This is a genomic window from Sporofaciens sp. St.21A7, assembly GCF_059728535.1.
The window spans coordinates 5,010,118-5,027,096 of record NZ_BAAGFN010000001.1 but is presented as its reverse complement, the minus strand read 5'-3'; the positions used below and the strand labels follow the sequence as shown (position 1 = coordinate 5,027,096).

Annotated in this window: 16 protein-coding genes; 5 read left to right on the top strand and 11 right to left on the bottom strand. The window is 47.5% G+C overall.

Annotation, left to right across the window (positions count from 1 at the left end):
* The first annotated feature begins 119 nt into the window (after positions 1 to 119).
* Positions 120 to 1,175, top strand: a complete 1,056-nt coding sequence (locus AC6I3O_RS24860; protein ID WP_497853192.1) for a DUF6033 family protein — start codon at positions 120 to 122, stop codon at positions 1,173 to 1,175.
* 91 nt (positions 1,176 to 1,266) lie between these two features.
* Here AC6I3O_RS24860 and AC6I3O_RS24855 read toward each other — a convergent pair whose 3' ends face one another.
* The 11 genes from AC6I3O_RS24855 to AC6I3O_RS24805 all read right to left on the bottom strand — a co-directional run bounded on the left by AC6I3O_RS24855 (position 1,267) and on the right by AC6I3O_RS24805 (position 11,272).
* On the bottom strand, positions 1,267 to 1,488 hold the full coding sequence (locus tag AC6I3O_RS24855; RefSeq protein WP_497853191.1) for a carbon storage regulator: 222 nt from the start codon (positions 1,486 to 1,488) through the stop codon (positions 1,267 to 1,269).
* 4 nt (positions 1,489 to 1,492) lie between these two features.
* Positions 1,493 to 1,936 (bottom strand): flagellar assembly protein FliW, encoded by a 444-nt coding sequence (fliW, locus tag AC6I3O_RS24850; RefSeq protein WP_497853190.1) that lies wholly within the window; start codon positions 1,934 to 1,936, stop codon positions 1,493 to 1,495.
* 227 nt (positions 1,937 to 2,163) lie between these two features.
* Positions 2,164 to 2,769, bottom strand: coding sequence for a DUF6470 family protein (locus AC6I3O_RS24845; RefSeq protein ID WP_497853189.1), 606 nt, complete (start codon positions 2,767 to 2,769; stop codon positions 2,164 to 2,166).
* A gap of 36 nt (positions 2,770 to 2,805) precedes the next feature.
* Positions 2,806 to 3,870: a flagellin N-terminal helical domain-containing protein gene (locus tag AC6I3O_RS24840; protein ID WP_497853188.1), complete on the bottom strand. Its 1,065-nt coding sequence runs from the start codon at positions 3,868 to 3,870 to the stop codon at positions 2,806 to 2,808.
* A gap of 13 nt (positions 3,871 to 3,883) precedes the next feature.
* The gene (flgK, locus tag AC6I3O_RS24835; RefSeq protein ID WP_497853187.1) at positions 3,884 to 5,560 is read right to left on the bottom strand and encodes a flagellar hook-associated protein FlgK; all 1,677 of its coding nucleotides are present in this window, start codon (positions 5,558 to 5,560) and stop codon (positions 3,884 to 3,886) included.
* Between the two features lie 101 nt (positions 5,561 to 5,661).
* A complete protein-coding gene (flgN, locus tag AC6I3O_RS24830) occupies positions 5,662 to 6,132 on the bottom strand; it encodes a flagellar export chaperone FlgN (RefSeq protein WP_497853186.1) in 471 nt (156 codons plus the stop codon).
* Positions 6,133 to 6,147: 15 nt separating this feature from the next.
* Entirely contained in the window at positions 6,148 to 6,450 is a 303-nt protein-coding gene (locus tag AC6I3O_RS24825) for a flagellar biosynthesis anti-sigma factor FlgM (protein ID WP_497853185.1), read from the bottom strand.
* A gap of 96 nt (positions 6,451 to 6,546) precedes the next feature.
* The gene (locus tag AC6I3O_RS24820) at positions 6,547 to 7,668 is read right to left on the bottom strand and encodes a protein-glutamate methylesterase/protein-glutamine glutaminase (protein WP_497853184.1); all 1,122 of its coding nucleotides are present in this window, start codon (positions 7,666 to 7,668) and stop codon (positions 6,547 to 6,549) included.
* Positions 7,669 to 7,783: 115 nt separating this feature from the next.
* On the bottom strand, positions 7,784 to 8,596 hold the full coding sequence (locus AC6I3O_RS24815; protein WP_497853183.1) for a CheR family methyltransferase: 813 nt from the start codon (positions 8,594 to 8,596) through the stop codon (positions 7,784 to 7,786).
* A gap of 21 nt (positions 8,597 to 8,617) precedes the next feature.
* Positions 8,618 to 9,097: a chemotaxis protein CheW gene (locus AC6I3O_RS24810; RefSeq protein WP_497853182.1), complete on the bottom strand. Its 480-nt coding sequence runs from the start codon at positions 9,095 to 9,097 to the stop codon at positions 8,618 to 8,620.
* Positions 9,098 to 9,124: 27 nt separating this feature from the next.
* A complete protein-coding gene (locus tag AC6I3O_RS24805; protein WP_497853181.1) occupies positions 9,125 to 11,272 on the bottom strand; it encodes a chemotaxis protein CheW in 2,148 nt (715 codons plus the stop codon).
* Positions 11,273 to 11,390: 118 nt separating this feature from the next.
* Here AC6I3O_RS24805 and AC6I3O_RS24800 point away from each other — a divergent pair, with 118 nt between their 5' ends.
* The 4 genes from AC6I3O_RS24800 (at position 11,391) to AC6I3O_RS24785 (ending at position 16,870) form a co-directional block, all read left to right on the top strand.
* A complete protein-coding gene (locus tag AC6I3O_RS24800; RefSeq protein ID WP_497853180.1) occupies positions 11,391 to 12,815 on the top strand; it encodes a hypothetical protein in 1,425 nt (474 codons plus the stop codon).
* Complete coding sequence (locus AC6I3O_RS24795; RefSeq protein ID WP_497853179.1) at positions 12,802 to 13,164, top strand: EscU/YscU/HrcU family type III secretion system export apparatus switch protein; 363 nt, start codon at positions 12,802 to 12,804, stop codon at positions 13,162 to 13,164. Before AC6I3O_RS24800 ends, AC6I3O_RS24795 begins: the two co-directional genes overlap by 14 nt.
* 203 nt (positions 13,165 to 13,367) lie before the next feature.
* Positions 13,368 to 14,714: a hypothetical protein gene (locus tag AC6I3O_RS24790; protein ID WP_497853178.1), complete on the top strand. Its 1,347-nt coding sequence runs from the start codon at positions 13,368 to 13,370 to the stop codon at positions 14,712 to 14,714.
* The gene (locus AC6I3O_RS24785; protein WP_497853177.1) at positions 14,711 to 16,870 is read left to right on the top strand and encodes a glycerophosphodiester phosphodiesterase family protein; all 2,160 of its coding nucleotides are present in this window, start codon (positions 14,711 to 14,713) and stop codon (positions 16,868 to 16,870) included. Before AC6I3O_RS24790 ends, AC6I3O_RS24785 begins: the two co-directional genes overlap by 4 nt.
* The last annotated feature ends 109 nt before the right edge of the window (positions 16,871 to 16,979 follow it).

The following is a 16,979-nucleotide window of genomic DNA, read 5'->3' as shown; positions in this document are numbered from 1 at the left end:
GGATTTATAGAGATTTGTCAACCTGAAAACGATGGTTTATTCTATTATGAAAGCAAGGTTTTCAGCCGATATTACAAGTATAGCATGAGGTTATTCGGAAAAAGAAAAGAGGGATATCTATGAAAGTAACGAACAGCAAAGCGTACTCAGATCCCAAGGTTGCACTCTACCAGATGGATTCCCGGAAAAGTGTTGAAAATAATACGGCGGCTGCCCAGACGGATGCGGCATCTATGATAAAGTATCTGAAGCAGACCTATAAGAATATTAATTTTAGCGTGATTTCATTTGAGAACCATCAGCAGATTTCACAGTATGGGGCAGGACAGACAGGAACGAATAATGTGGCGATTTCCGAAGAGCTGTTAGAGAAGATGAGTACAGATGAGAATCTGCGCCAGCATGTGGAGAATATTCTGAACCATATGGATCAATATCAGAAGTCGGCGAATGTAGAAGCCTTGCTGAAAAATAAGGAACTGGTAGGCATGGGGCTGGTAATTGGCGAAGACGGCCAGGTATCCAAGTGGACGGCAATGCAGAAGAAAGACGAAAGCACCCAGCCGACTTGGTGGCGGGATAAGAAGTCTACCTCCTTCTATGCGAAGAAGAAGAGCCCTAAGGTCAACTCTTACAGCTATTCCCATACGTCGAGCATGATGCGGCTGGCAAGCGCAAGGAATGTGACCTCGGTAAAGGGGTTGATTTCTGCGAAGTATGGGGAGATACAGAGGGTGAAGTCTCAAGTGTCTGACCCGGCGGAGGCGGCAAGGATAGTCCGGAAGATTAAGTCCGTAATCCAGAGCGGCAATATTAAGATTGCAAGGCTTCACAAGGAAGAGAATTTAAGGCTTCGGGAGAAGGCGGCAGAGCGGAAGATGAAGGATAAGCTTGCGCTTCAGTTAGCGCAGGAATTGAAGCGCAAGCAGAAGGCGAGGATGGGGCAGGAACACTGCCAGACAGCGACGGCACATATGGATGATGTGACGCCCAATTCTTCCATGAACGACGAGCAGTTTAAGCAGATGGCAGAGCAATATGTGGATTCGCTGTCGCCTACGGCGTTATCTGCAGAGATTGCGTCTGTGTTGGGAGGTACGGCGTCCGCAGGGGTGAGCGTAGAAGTGATGTCGGCGCCTGTCACGTCGGTGGAATTTATTGATTGTTCGGCGTAGCCGAGAATAAGATAGGTCTGGTGGGAAATATCGTATTTCCCGCCAGACCCGTTTTAATATATATATAATTAAAGGAGGAACCATAATTTACCTATCGCTTTTTAAGAATAGCCTCAAGGACTTGACGTGAGGCTGTTTCCGAAGCTTTCTGGTTCTCTGCCGCAGCTTCCTTTAACTCTGCCCGGAGAATCGGAATCTCCTTAGGAGCGTCGATCGCAAGCTTCACCCAGTCAGTTCCGGCATCCACGACAGTCAATGTGATATTGTGGTTAATGGAGAGGGATTGTCCTTTCCGGCGTTGCAGTATAAGCATAACATTAATCCTCCTTATGGGCAATATCACCAAGCGCATGGCGGAAGGTGTATTCAGGCTGATCCAGAATGACCTGTTTTGCCTTGCGGTTCAATGCGTTAACGGCAAGCGGGGCTTTTAAGTTCACTGTGGATTCCGCAACGGAATCGCGGATCACGCTGATTACATAATATGAGATATCTTCGGGAGAGTCCGCGTCTAGTTCCCGGAGATCCTGTTTGGAAAGAGCGGGAGCATAGTCGGGAAACAACCCGAATGGATTCATCAGTATAAACGAAAGCGTCTCGTCATCCAGACATTGCAGAGAAATCATGGAATCATCTTCCTCCTGGAACGGGATGGGGAGATACTGCGTGTGGGCTTCAAAGCCAATCAGTCCATTGATGATGTGAATAGAATCTGCTTCTTCATAAGAAACAGATCCGAAATATTTAGCATTTATATTCAACGTATTATACCTCCTAAGGATTACGAATACCCAAAAGACATCCCGAAATAAATGCCCTGAGGGCGGACTATCGTCCGATAAGGTATACCCAAGGGCACACCGTAATCATGCTCTGCGGGCGGGTGGACTACGTCCAACAAAGTAACTCAGTAAGAGTGTACCAAGCAATAGGGGGCTGTCCTACAGTGTATGCTCCAAAAATAATATGTGAAAAAGTAAGGGCTTTGTTAAGCCCTTACGTCTATTGGTTCATAGTTCGGATCAGCGCTCGGCGGTACGTAGAGCGGTCCGCCAATATATTCGATGACAACATCGGGATGCTGAGTGATGGACATCTCAATATTGCCCGGGATAAATTCAAAATTGCCGTTTGCTACCTTCAGGTCAAAATTCAACTTATCCATCTCATAATTGATCGTCAAATCAGCAGCTTCATAGTTGATATCTACAGGGGCAGAAGGGGTGAATCCAAGCTGGAATTCTCCGGTAGCAGGAGCTGTTCTCTGCTGCATGATCTGTCCGATTACATCTTGACCGATATCTGCCTTTAACAGAAGCTTGCCTTCCTGTACGAGCTGTGCCGTTGCGCTGTAAGCGGCTTCTTTTCCTGCCTGTGCTGTCTGGGCAACGCTTCTGGCCGTGGTAGGCACAACCGAATTCCTTGCCTCAGAAGAATCCAGGTGCAGTTTTACAGGACGACTCTTGATCGATAGCCCGCCGTCGTTACGGCTGATCTCCAACTCTGCCTTCGCTCTGGAATATTCCAGCCGGGCATTGTTGACTTTCAGCTCATATTGAATGGGGACTGTTGTAATTCTGATGAGTTGATTCATAAAAGACTTCCTCCTTTCTCATTCCTATGCTTTTTATTATTTCATGAAATCAATAAATGATGGTGTCAATATATTGTTGCCAACCTTGAGCGATGCATTGTAAGCATATTGCGCCCAAGAAAAATTCATGATAGCTTCTGCCATGTCAACATTCACAACGTTGTCAATCTGCGTAGCAAGGCTGATCTCGTTTGTCTCTAACCTGTCTTTGGTAGTGGTCAGGAATTCTGTCTGCGTACCAAGGGTCGTTACGGCTTCCAGTACGTCGTTGCGTCCATCGTCAAATTTTTCCAGGAGATCCTTGTACTTGTCATAATCAAAATCAGGTTTATCTAATTCGTCCGCGATCTTTCCCATCAACAGAATCATATTCTTCGGATCGCCGTCGTCATACTTGCCGAAACCTACCAGATTAATGCCGGGAAGGCTGGTATTGAATGCGCTGGATGAATCAATGGTAAAATCATCGTTGATATTCAATCCGAATCCCAAGTCAACATAAACAGAATCTTCCGACAGTTTTTTCAGCCGATCCGCAGCATTCGCTGGATCACCGTCGCCATTGACAAGGTTTCCATCGTCATCATAGAGAAGACCGGTTGTGACGTCTACGTTCCGGTAGAACAAAGCCTGATTACCGGCATTATCTTTGCCAAGCTTAAAGGGCGGTTTCTGACCGTCGCTGCCGGCGAATACATATTTCCCCTCATAGCTTGCGTTCAGGCTCAGGAGGAAACTCTCCTGAGAGCCGCGCCATGCGTCGGCGTAGGTCTGTCTGGTTTCAAGAGAACCGTTGGTTCCGTTTAATGCTTCCAGACCGTACTGCTTGCTCAGCTGTTTTCCAATCGTGTTAAGCTGCATCGCCGCATCTTCCTGGGCATCCTGAAAAGACTGTACGTCTTTTACCAGCTCCAGATAATCGTTATTTCTGACATATTTACGCTCCAGAACAGAAGCACGCAGCGCGCTGGCAGGATCTTCTGCCGTTGCGTTAAATTTCCGTCCGGTCATTACCTTGACTCTTGCGCTGTCCAGATTCGTAAGAGAAGTCGCAAGATTCGATTTGTAATTCCTTAATATCTGATTCGTAGTAATTCTCATGTTATACCTCCTGTTACCTTCCGACTACGCCTGTGCCGTTAATCAATTTGTCAAGAGCTTCGTCCAATGTTGTCAAAAATCTTGCCGCCGCACTGTATGACTGATTATAGTGCAGCAAATCCATGCCTTCCTCATCCAACTGCACGCCGGATACAGCGTCCCTTGAATTGGATGTCTGGTTCAGAACCGAAATCTGATTCGCCAGCATGGTTTGGGCCGATTTATAGTCAATACCAAGTGTTGCCTCAATGTTGGCAAAACAATCATGAAAACTTCCTTTGTAGAAAGTAATGTTATTGCCGGCAGAATTCGGGGCGGAGAATGAGATATTCTTTTCCAGCAGCTTTACCATATTCAGGACATTCTCGTTGGCGGTAGAACCCGTTTCCTTGTCTACCGTCACATAATTGTTGGAAGGACGGATACCGTAGCTTCCGTTCGCCCATCCGCTTGCAATCTTAATGTTGGAAGCGGTAAACTCCGCAGAGCCGTCGCTGGTTTCAAATAGGGGATACTGATATACCTTCTGCGTTCCGTTAGAGCCGTCAAGAAGCGTTCCGTTCTTATCCCTTGCATAAAGGGGATTCCCGTCTTTATCAAAGGTCTCAACGACATTGCCGTCTGCATCTAACATATTCGTTGGATCGCCGTTGGCATCCAATACCGTGTTCGCCTTGTTAAATTCCGTAGCAAAGGTATTCACCAGAGAATCCAGTACCTTCTCATAATAACCAAGCCCTTTGAAGTCCGTTCCGTCGAAATCTCCGGATTTATTCAGGAAATCCAGAGTCCCTTTTAAAGTACCGGAGCCCAAAATATCGGTAACGTCTGTAGTTGCGCCTTTTGCCTCAAAAAGGGTCAGGGATACCGGCTCGTGATCGACATCCACATCGAACTGGGCATATAAACTGTCTGAAATCAGGGAGTGCTTTTTACCCTCGATATCTGTGAAGTCTACATTCAAGATTTCTACGTACTGTCCCGGTCCGACTTCCTGGTTCTTATATTTTACAGAGATTGGAAGATAACTTCCAAGTTCGTCTAACAGCGTGTTCCGCTGATCCTGTAACTCAAGAGCCGGATTGCCAAGAACATGGCTGCTCTTGATGCTTTTATTCAGCTCGGAAATATTCTTGAGCATATGGTTTAAGTCTTCAATATCGGTAGTCTTAAAGCCCATCTGCATATCTTCCCTGACATCCTGAAGCTTGACGGAGTTCTCACGGAACAGATTCAGAAGAATCTGCATATTGGAGCGCACCATCGTATCATGCTCCTGATTGCCAACCTGAGTAGAAAGTGTACTCAATGAACTGGTAAGGGAGATGAAAGCGGCGCGAACCCCTTCCATCGTAGCCTCGTCAAAAATGGGGGTCAACTGTTCAAAACCGGCCGCATGTGCGTCCGTCGTTCCCAGCTTGCTGATCTGGGAGCGGTACTGGGCATCCAGAAACGGATCGCGTAACTGGGAAACCGCTGTCATCTCAACACCGAAACCAACCTTGATGTTGGACTTAGCACTGTAAAAGTCACCCTTCTGGGTATTCAGGCTGGCAAGGTCAAGACGCTGCCTGGTGTATCCAGGGGTATTGATATTCGTAATATTCTGACCGACAACATCCAGAGCACGCTGGCTGGCAGCCATACCAAGCTGTGCGGTGGTGAAACCGGCAAACGTAGAGCGTATCATAGCAATTCCTCCTTCTGATCTATCCGCAAGCCATATCCGCCATATCTAAGCCGGATATTCGTGTATATCCGATCATCTGGGGCAAAGGCTTCGCACAGGTATTAAATGGAACGACTGGTAAAGTTGTTCCGTTTGTTGTCATTTTTCTTCTGTCCTGCAGCAGAATATGTGGCCTTTCCGGGGCCTTCTGCAGCTAACGCACGCTGTATCACATGAAGATTCACTTCAATGATATCCCTTGCGCTTGCGCTGACTGACTGGAAAGTGCGGACCCGTTCTGCTAACTGGTCAAACAAAGGATTCAGGATAGCAGCCGCCTCTTCCGGAGCACATTCCAAAATCTGCCGGAACGTATATCCTTCCATACCGAGACGCTTCTGTTCTGATTCCCGCTTCTGCTCCAATCCGCGTAATTGAAGAACAGCAGCCTGCTCCTTATGCATGCAGTCTTCCACAAATGAAACTCGGTTTTTCACTGCCGCATCAAGCTTCTCCTGTTCTATCGGAATTAAATGATCAAAAAGAGTAATCAACTCTTCTATAATCTTAGTAAAAGCTGTAAAATCATTCATCCCTTGTCTATCCTCCTACAGCAGCAGCATCCGGGCTGCTATGGCATGGGTGTCCACATGGTACGTGTTCGCTGTAACCTGATTCTGCAAATTGTGAATCTTATCTGCAGACGCCATATTCTTAATCTCAGAAGACAACTGCCGGGCAAGTGACTTGGCAAACGTATGCTCTTCAATCTGTCTGGGGTCAGACTTTATAATAATAGCATCGAAGTTGTGTTCGTCATTAGAAACTACAGAAGGAGTAGAACTTTCCTTGGTATGAATACGCAGGTCTGTGAAGTTGTTCATCACATTATTATTAGTTGAGATTTTCATACTGGACTCCTTTTTTCATAAATTTTTGTAACGTGATTATCTTGTTATATTATGAATATCGGCACAACTTCGGGATTCATAACACTAAAAACGAAGTTACTTAACGCCCTTGAGATGATTCATCAGGACGTTAGAAATATTTTCGCAGGAAGCCTGTGTGCAGACTGCCCCGATGTTGTAGGCGACCATAGGCATACCGTATACGACACAGGATTCTTTATCTTGTCCGATGGTAAACGCGCCGCTCTGCCGCATCTTGAGAAGGCCGTCCGCACCGTCGCGTCCCATACCGGTCATGATGATACCGACCTTATTGATGGAGACGTTTGCCGCGATTGAGTTAAACAGGACGTCTACAGACGGGCAGTGGCCGCTCACCTTGGCGCCGGGACGGCACTGGACGATGTAGTTGCGCCCGGAGCGGACAACTTCCATCTGTTTAGCGCCGGGCGCAATCAAGGCCAGGCCAGGATGGATCACGTCGCCGTTCTTTGCCTCGCGCACTTCCATGTTACAGATACGGTTCAAGCGCTGGGCGTACATTTCCGTAAACCCTTCCGGCATGTGCTGGGTAATGACCATACCGGGGATATTGCCGGGAAGCCGTTTCAATACCTCAAGGGTTGCCTCAGTTCCTCCTGTAGATGCGCCCAGCCCGATAATCGTGGAATCAAGGACATTGCGTGACAGCGCTGCAAATGGCATCGGTCTTGCCGTACCCTGTGCTGAGCGCGGACGGGCCGTTCCCGGAGCGCCTGCAGGGGCGGGAGCCGGCGCCGGCGCCGTTGAGTTTGGCGCGGGCGTATTTGGCTGGCTGATGCGGACTTTTGCCTTTGCGGCCGTCATAACTTTTACGGTGAGGGATTCAAAGAATGTATCTTTTGAATTTCTCACCGTCATATCTGGTTTGCGTACAAAATCAACCGCACCGGCTGAAAGTGCATCGAATACGCTCAAGTTCAGGGAGGATACCAGAACGACCGGAAGCGGATTGGTAGGAAGTAACTGCTTCAAAAATTCGATTCCGTTTAGGCCGGGCATCTCCACATCCAGAGTGAGTACATCCGGATGCAGCTGAGGAATCTTCTGTTTGGCATCATAGGCATTGATAGCATAGCCGATTACTTCTATGCCGGGTTGGGATGACAGATGTTGAATGAGCGCCTGCCGAAATAGAGAAGAATCGTCAACGACTAATACTTTAATTTTGTTATTCATAAAAAGGTTCCTTTCTTACGCCGATACTGCGTATCCATTATAGTTGTAGGGATAACCATGGAAAAGCCGCTTCTGAAACATCAAAAGCAGCCCATTCCTTCTGTTTTTATAATTATCAAATTTTACGATAGGTAGCAGGTTTCAGATATTTGTAGGGCGTTGTTGTCTTGTTCAGGCTCTCTGAATGACCGATCAAAAGGTATCCGCCGGGGTTAGTCGCATTAAAAAAACGCTGCACTAACGCATCCTTGGTTGGCTGATCGAAATAAATCATCACGTTCCTGCAAAAAATCACATCGAACTTCAATTTAAATCGAATCGGGTCCATCAGGTTGAATGTCCGGAAGATTACATTGGACTGAATCTCCGGGGCAACGGTAAATGTACCAGGCTCGCCCGCAGGACGGAAATACTTTGACTTCCATCCGGGATCAAGTTCCTTTAACGCCTCTTCGTCATAGACCGCGCTCTTTGCCGCCTTCAGGGCGTTCTGGGAAATGTCGGTTGCGAGAACCCGTGTATCCCATGCGGCTGCCTTGGAACCGAAGAATTCCTTCAGAATCATGGAAATCGTGTAAGGTTCTTCCCCGGAAGAGCATGCCGCACTCCATATACTGAGGACTTTATCCTTCTTTGTCTCTACAAGATAGGGAAGGATGGTGTCCTTGAACAGATCAAAATGTGCCCTTTCCCGCATAAAAAACGTGTAGTTTGTTGTAAGCTTATTCAGCATTAATTCGATATCTTCCGGTTTCTTATTCGTAACCAGATTATCAATATACTCTCCGAAGGAGGAAAATCCCAAGGAGACAATCGTGTTAGAAAGACGGCCGACGATCAACTGGCGTTTTTTTGACAAGTCTATTCCGTAGTTCTGATGAATGAACGTTATCAATGTCTGAAAATCACGGTCATTTAGAGTTAACATAGTTCTGGCTCCTTTGTATAATTAGTATGACTGAACAAGCTGCTCACAATCCAGGAACAGAATAACGGAACGCTCAGATGAAGAAATCATCCCGCTGATCAGTTCTTGCTGGTTCTCTACCGGAACCGGTGAGATTCTCTCCTGGTCAATATCCATTACCTGCTGAACTGCGTCTACGATAATGCCGATGTAGACGGAATTGATATTCAACACGATAATGCAGGTTGAAGAGGTATATTCGATTGCGGGTTTCCCCATACGCAGACGGATATCAATGATTGGGATAATCTGCCCACGTAAGTTGATGATACCCTTGACATAATCTGGAACAAGGGGAACCATGGTAATCGCATGGTTCGTAATAATCTCAATAACGTAGTTGGTGCTGACGCCGATGTTAAGCCCGTCGGAACTGAATGTTAAGAAACGTTCCGTTGAGATTGGCGTCCCATCCTCCATAACTTCGTTCGCTGCTGTATTTACTGCTGTATCTGCTGACATAATTATTCCTCCAGTTTTCTGTACACTTTAATATTGCCGAGTCGCCGCGTATAAGTTGCTGATATCCAGGATTAGGCTGATATTGCCGTCGCCTAAGATGGTGCAGCCGCCGATTCCGGAACTCTTGATGTTGAAGTTGCCAAGGAACGGTGAGAGAGGCTTTACCACTACCTGCTGTTCTCCAAGCAGCTCATCCACGAACAGACAGTAGGATATGTCGGCAGTTTCAACCCAAATCAGGATACCGTCTTCAATATTGGTAACTTCTGTCTCAATATTGTATAACTCATGTATTCTTATAATAGGATAGAACGCATCCAGGCACTTAATAATCTCGTTGCCGTTAGCATCCAGGATGACTTCTTCCTTCTGCGGCTTAAATGACTGGCGGATATTGGCAATCGGTATTGTAAACAAGGACTTGCCTACGGAAACCTCCATACCGTCCGTAATCGCCATGGTAAGCGGGATTTTGAGTGTCGTACAGCTTCCCTTGCCCGTCTCGCTTGTGATGGAAATCGTTCCGCCGACTGACTCTACATTCTTCTTCACTACGTCCATACCTACGCCGCGGCCGGAAAATTCGGTGACTTCTTCGTTGGTGGAGAAGCCGGGCAACAGGAGAAGAGAGAGGATTTCTTTCTTGGAATAATCGCTTGCCGGTTTGGTCAGGATTCCGTTCCGTTCTGCCTTGGCAAGAATCTTTTCCGGATTCATTCCCTGTCCGTCATCGGAAATGGAAATGATAACTTCGCTTCCTGTATGGGCGGCGGAAAGGATAATCTCTGCCTGAGGGTTCTTGCCTGCGGCAATACGCTCTTCTGCCGTCGCTTCTACGCCGTGATCCATGGAGTTACGGACAATATGCATGATCGGGTCGCCGATGCTGTCCACAACTGTCTTATCTACTTCCGTATTCTCGCCTACCAGAGTGAGGCGTACGTCCTTATTAAGCTTCTTCTTCATATCACGGACAATACGGTTCATCTTCTGGAATGTTCCTGACAGAGGAACCATCCTAAGGGACATTGCAATATCCTGAAGGTCGTCTGTTAATTTGCGCAGCTGGCGCGCTGACTTCGTGAAGTTGTCGAGTTTTAAATTCTGTAAATCCGGCGAAGATGTTACCATAGATTCGGTAATAACGATCTCGCCGACGATTGCTACCAGACTGTCCAGTTTGGACAGGTTTACGCTGATTAAGCTCTGCTTTACCGGAGCTCCGTTGTGGGCGGAAGCTGCCGGGGCGCTGCTTGCTGCCGGGGCGTTATTGGATGCCGGGGTGCTGTTTGCTGCCGGGGCGTTATTGGATGCCGGGGCGCTGCTTGCTGTCTCTGCCGTTGCCGGGTGTGACTGTGAAGCCTGAGCCTTCTCGACAGGCTTCGCCGATGCATTTTCAATTACTTCATAGGAATGGATGCTGTTCTGCAGTTTAATCGCCTGGAGCGCCCGCTCTAAGTCTTCCTCGTTCGCAACTGCGATAAAGAAGCCTTTCTCCACAATCGTCTCGCTGGTGTCAGAATTCGTCTCCACATCATTCGGATAGTGTTCAAAGTGCAGGTCAATCTCTCTCAGTGACGTAATTACCATAAACGCACGAAGATTCTCCATACCGGACCCTTCTTCAAAATGAATCCGTATGAAGTAACGTAAATTACTTTCCGGGCAGCCGGCAAGTTCCTGGTTGATACGTGCGATTGCTTCCCCATCGGCAACCGGCATCTCGGATTCGGCCTTCTCATCCTTGGAAGAATCAGCAGCCGGCTTGCTTCCGGAAGAACTGATTTTTTCCAAAAAACTATTAATATTTGCGATGATGTGGTCGATATTAGTGCTAAGGGGCTCATCGTTTTCGATTTTTTCAACCTCTATACGAAGAGCATCCGTTGATTGGAACATCAGATTGAACAAATCATTTTTGTGTGATTCGTCAAGAGCATCCATCCCGTTTTCACGGATATAGAAGAACAAGTCCTCTATATGATGTGCAATCTCCATCAACGTAGAGAATTCCATCATTGCAGATGATCCTTTGATCGTATGCATGATACGGAAAATCTCATTAACATCATTCGTTGTGAACGTTGCATTCTTTTCCGCTTCTATTAAGAGTTCATCCAGCTGTTCCATAAGAGTGTTTGTCTCATAAAGATACATTTCAAGCATGTTATCCATAATCTTAGTACCGCCTTATCTAATAATGTTAATTATAATATGTTAAAAAGTATTATTTTTATGTATATCGTCATAATGGCGGAAAAGGATAAGAGTAAATTATAGAGTAGGTGAAAAAATGTCAAATATTTTAAAAGTAACGAACCCAACCGTGGCGTATGAGAATAATAATACCATAAATAAGCAGACTCCTTCTCAGCAGGCGGAGGATCTAAGCATTAAGAACCCTGTCGAGGCGAACCGGGTAGGAAGGGCAGACGGCCGTACCGAGTCGGGCGGAGACGACGGGGGGCAGAAGGGTATTTCTTATGAATCGAACTTCGGAAGCTTTGTTGCGTCCCTGCGGGATGTGCCGAGACTCGGAGAGATTATGACCAAGATGATCTTCGGCGGGATGGCGAACCTTGTGGAGTCAGGAATCGGCAAGGGGACGGCGGAAGAGATCCAGGCGTTTTTCCAGATGCTTGAGATGTCCCCGGAGAAGCTGAACGAGTTCATGAAGAGCCAGATGGCGGGGGCGAACCGGCTGCAAGGACCGCTGTTTGACGTGATGCGCCAGATTATGGGCGAGGCTACGACGGTGGAGCTCAAGGCGGGTGTGCTGGATTTCCTGAAAAAATATAATGACATGTCTTCGGGCAAGCATATCCTTGAGAATATCAAGGGGACCCTTGAGGATATCGAGGCGCGTATGTTCCGAAATGACCGGGAGGGCCTTCAAAGGCTCGCTATGCGGCTAAAGCCCCATTCTACGGACAGCAACGCGGCGAACGTGCGGATGCTCAAGGAGCAGATTATTCCATACATGGGCAAATATGTGGCGGAGAACCGGGAGATGGGGAAGCTGCGGGATCTGGTTACGCTGGTTGCGTTCAATACGGCGCGGTATGAGAGCGGCAGCCTTGACAAGGTGGTGGAGGCGTTCCAACGGCTGATGGATTTCCCGACATTCCATAAGCATTTCCAGGGAATGACGGGGAAGGATTTTCGTAATATGCTGCTGAATGTGGATTACGACCGGGCGGCAGGTAAGAACGAGGTAACGGATAAGCTGCTGAATATTATGGAGGCTGGCGTGAAGGGTGAAGCCGGTGTCGAGAATAAGGAGCAGTTTGTCAATATTATGCGGAGTGTGCTGGTGAATGAGAGCGTCTATATGCCGGTGATGCATGTGATGCTGCCTGTGATATTGGACGGCGTTCCGATGTTTTCGGAGATGTGGGTTGACCCGGATGAGGAGTCGGGGAATCCCGGCTCTAAGGAGCGGGGCGTGAAGCTGCTGATTAAGTTTGACATGAAAGATGTTGGCTTTTTTGATATGATGTTGTATTATGAGAAGGGGAAGATTGATATGCTGCTCCATTATCCGGAGGAACTGTCCGGGCATGAGGGCGATATCCGCGAGGGTATCCGCAATATTATGCGCAAGAATAATCTGGAGTTGGAGTATCTCGGCGTTGAGAAGGGCAAGGCGCCGATCCCGGTGCATACCGCATTCCCGAAGATATTTGAAAGGAGAAATTCTATCAATGTCACAATATGAGGACGTGATGAACAAGAAAGCAGTCGCACTGCGGTATGATGAGAATAAAGACGTGGCTCCCGTGATCGTTGCTTCGGGACTGGGGTATATGGCGGAGCGCATCGTGGAGATGGCGAACGAGAACGGCGTGCCTGTGTATGAGGATAATTCCCTGGCAACGGTGCTGACGCAGCTGGATCTTGGCACGGCGATCCCGGAGGAGCTGTATCAGGCGATTGTGGATATTTATGCTTATTTTCTGAAATATAATCCAGAGAAGAAGCGGGAGGCTGAGGAGGCTAAGGCTCGGGCGGCTGCCGCGGATGAAGAGGATGAAGAGAGCGAAGAGGGGGAGGAAGAGGAAGGTTAGAAGTAGAAGCGTATTAAGAAGCGAAGTTGATAGGATGCAGAAGGTCTGTGCCCGGCTTCGCTTTTTTTATTTATTAAAGAAATAATAGAATTGGCCGATATATATAAGGTATACCTTAATGGACGAAGTCCACCTGCCCGCAGGGCATGTATTACGGTGTGCCCTTGGGTATGAATTAATAGATGGGAAGAGGAAGATGCGATATGACGAAAGCGCAGAAAAAGCAGGCAGAAGATTTCCTTAAACTGCTGGGGCGGGCGCATGATGGGATTCGGAAGACTATAGAGACGCATAATCACGCTGCGGCGCTGGACTTGCTGTCGCAGTGTCAGGAGTGCGCCATTCAGTTGGGCGGGATTATTGAGGCGGTAGAAGGCGAGGATTTTGTTACGATTCCTTTGATTGAAGATTATTGTGAACTGGCGTATCAGATTTATGATAAGATTTCCAAGAATTCCCCTGTGCATGTGAATCAGATGTGTAAGGCATTGCGTAAGTTGTTGATTAAGATGGAGAACAGTGTGAAGCATGATATCCCAGAACGCATGGAGGTTGTGTTCTTGCCATATAAAGCCTCTATGTGGGATTCGCTGGAAAGTGTGTGGAAGGCTGCGGACGAGGATCCGGACTGTGATGCGTATGTCGTTCCGATTCCGTACTATGACAAGAATGGCGACGGTAGTTTCCGAGAGATGCATTATGAAGGGAACGAGTATCCGGATTATGTTTGTGTTACGGATTTCCGAGAGTATGATTTTGAAAAACGCAGACCAGATATGATTTTTATTCACAATCCTTATGATGAATACAATTATGTCACGAGTGTTTCGCCGGAGTTTTATTCTAAGAATTTGAAGCGGTATACGGACAAACTGGTCTATATCCCCTACTTTGTGTTGGGGGAGGTTGATCCGGAGAATGAAGAAGCTGTGGAAGGAATGGCACATTTCTGTACTGTGCCGGGAGTGTTTCATGCAGATGTTGTGATCGTGCAGTCGGAGAACATGCGGAAGGCTTATATAGAGGCGCTGACAGCGGCGGCGGGGGAGAAGACGAGAGCCTATTGGGAGAAGAAGATTCTGGGACTTGGTTCGCCGAAAATGGATAAGGTCCTGGAAACCTCGGAGGAAGAGTATGAGATACCGGGGGAGTGGCTTAGGGTTCTTGAAAAACCGGACGGGAGCAGAAAAAAAGTGATTCTGTACAATACGAGTGTGACGGCGCTGCTTGAGCAAGGGGATAAGATGCTGAAAAAGATGAAGTCTGTATTCCACACTTTTAAGGAGAATGTCCAAGATGTGGCGTTACTGTGGCGGCCTCATCCGTTGATTAAAGCGACCATTGAATCGATGCGCCCTCAGTTGTGGCTGGACTATAAGCAGATAGAAGAACAGTACCGGGCGGAAGGATGGGGGATCTATGATGATTCCGTTGAGCTGAACCGAGCGATTGCCCTTTGCGACGCTTATTATGGGGATGGAAGCAGCCTTGTTCAGCTTTGCCAGAAGGCAGGAAAACCAGTAATGATACAGAATGTGGAGATAGTATGAGATATTTGGAGTTGACAGCGGGATACCGCACTGCGCTTGCGGACGGAACTTTGGTGCCGGATTCCCCAAAACATATGGCGACGGAAGAATTATACAGGGCATATCCAGGGGATAAGATTCATCTGTGTGATGATAGATATGTATTTGCTCCGGCTGTGTTTTCGATGGAGAGAGAGCAGGAATATATCTATAGTTATGCGTATCAGGCGGAGGAGAACTGGGCGCATTATACCAGGAACCTTACCCCAGACAGTTACAGGCAGGAGGACTATATATTTGAACAGGACTGCTGGTTCCGTGTCTGTGTCAGGAGGATGGACGGGGAATATATTGGAACAGAGGACATCGGACGTGCAGGGAATCTGGTAAGGATGAATGACAGCCAGGACAGCGGCCGAACAGAGGAAAGGCCGAAGCCCTGGTTTCGGCAAGAAATAGCGGACACCGTACATGCTATCAACCATATTGTGAAAGATATGGGGACTTCTGTGGAGGACAATGAGGAAAAGGCTAAAGCGGCGGAAGGCGGCAAAGAACCTGGGAATCGTATTATGAAGCTGTGTCTGCTTACGGATACACACTATACCGTGAATGGGACATGGGAAGATACTGCCTGTAACATTAGAAGCGTGGCGCGGCAGGCAGGATACGATGCGATTATCCATATGGGGGATTTTACAGACGGCATGCTTTCTAAAAGGCTGACGGAAAAGTATGTGACCCGGATTCTGGATGATTTGGAGTCATGTCAGGTCCCGGTCTATGTGACGGTGGGAAACCATGACAGCAATTACTTCCGGAACAGGAAGAATACCTATACGGTTGAAGAGATGCGCCGCATCTATCGGCTGGACGTTCCGGAAGACAACAGGCTTGACTATTTTGTGGATATGTCAGAGTATTCGGTGCGGATGGTATTCTTGTCCTCTTTTGACGACGGGGAGCGTATCCGGTATGGATATTCGGAAGAACAGCTTGGTTGGCTGAAAGAAACTCTGTACTCTTCTGAGGCAGGGACAAGATTTTTGATTTTTTCTCATGATGCGCCCCTTGCAAGACTGGATTACTGGAGTTTTCATGTGAGGAATGGAGAAGAGCTGCTGGATATTCTGGAGGAATGTAATGCAATGCCCCAGTATCAGGTTGCAGGATTTTTCTATGGGCATACCCATGCGGATAATGTTTTCGGAGAATGTAGTTTCCCTGTAATATCGGTAGGCTGTGCGAAACTTGAATATTTTACCGATAAGAAGCCTAAGGGAGCAGTGGCATGGCGGCGGGAAGCGGATACTGTGACGCAGGAACTATGGGACAGTGTTCTCATTGATTTTGATGCGCAGAGATTGAGAATGGTACGTTTTGGAGCCGGGGAAGACAGGGAGGTATCCTTTGCAAAGGAGGAGAGCGTCTATAAGAATGTGGAAGTCTTACGGCGTACGAACCGGACGATGAAGATCTGGGCTCACAGAGGGGCAAGCGGGCATGCGCCGGAGAATACGCTTCCGGCGTTTGAGATGGCGCATTTAGCAGGTGCAGATGGTATTGAATTGGATGTACAGTTATCGAAGGACGGCGTGCCGGTGGTGATTCATGATGAACAAATCGACCGGGTGAGCGATGGAGTAGGGAATGTACGGGATTATACGTTTGAGGAATTGAGGTCATTCAATATGAATCGGCAGTTCCCGGCGTATGGGCGGGCAGCAATCCCTACGCTTTCGGAAGTCTACGATCTGGTCAAGGGAACCGAGATGGTCGTGAATCTGGAATTGAAGAACAGCGTCGTGTTTTACGAAGGGCTGGAAGAACAGGTGTTAGAGCTTGCCAGGAGGAAGGGGCTGGAAGACAGGATTATCTATTCTTCCTTCAACCATTATTCTATGCGGAAGATAAAGCGTCTTCTGCCGACTGCGCGAGTGGCGTTTCTCTATTCGGACGGGATTCTTGACGCGGCGGAGTACGCCAGACAAAACGGTGCATATGCAATTCATCCATCCCTGGGGAATATGATGTATCCTGATTTAGATATAGTGCGGGAATGCCATGATAGAGGAGTCAGGGTTCATGTGTGGACGGTGAATGAAGAGGCGGATATTGAGAGGATGAGAGCTTTGGGCGTGGATGCGGTAATTACAAATTATGTGGAGAGAGGGTGAGGTGGGGGTATTTTATTAAGTTTATATATTATATTATATAAAATGATTGGTTGTATTTGAAACAGAACGAGAATATAACAGTTTATGACAATATTGAGTTAAAGAGGAA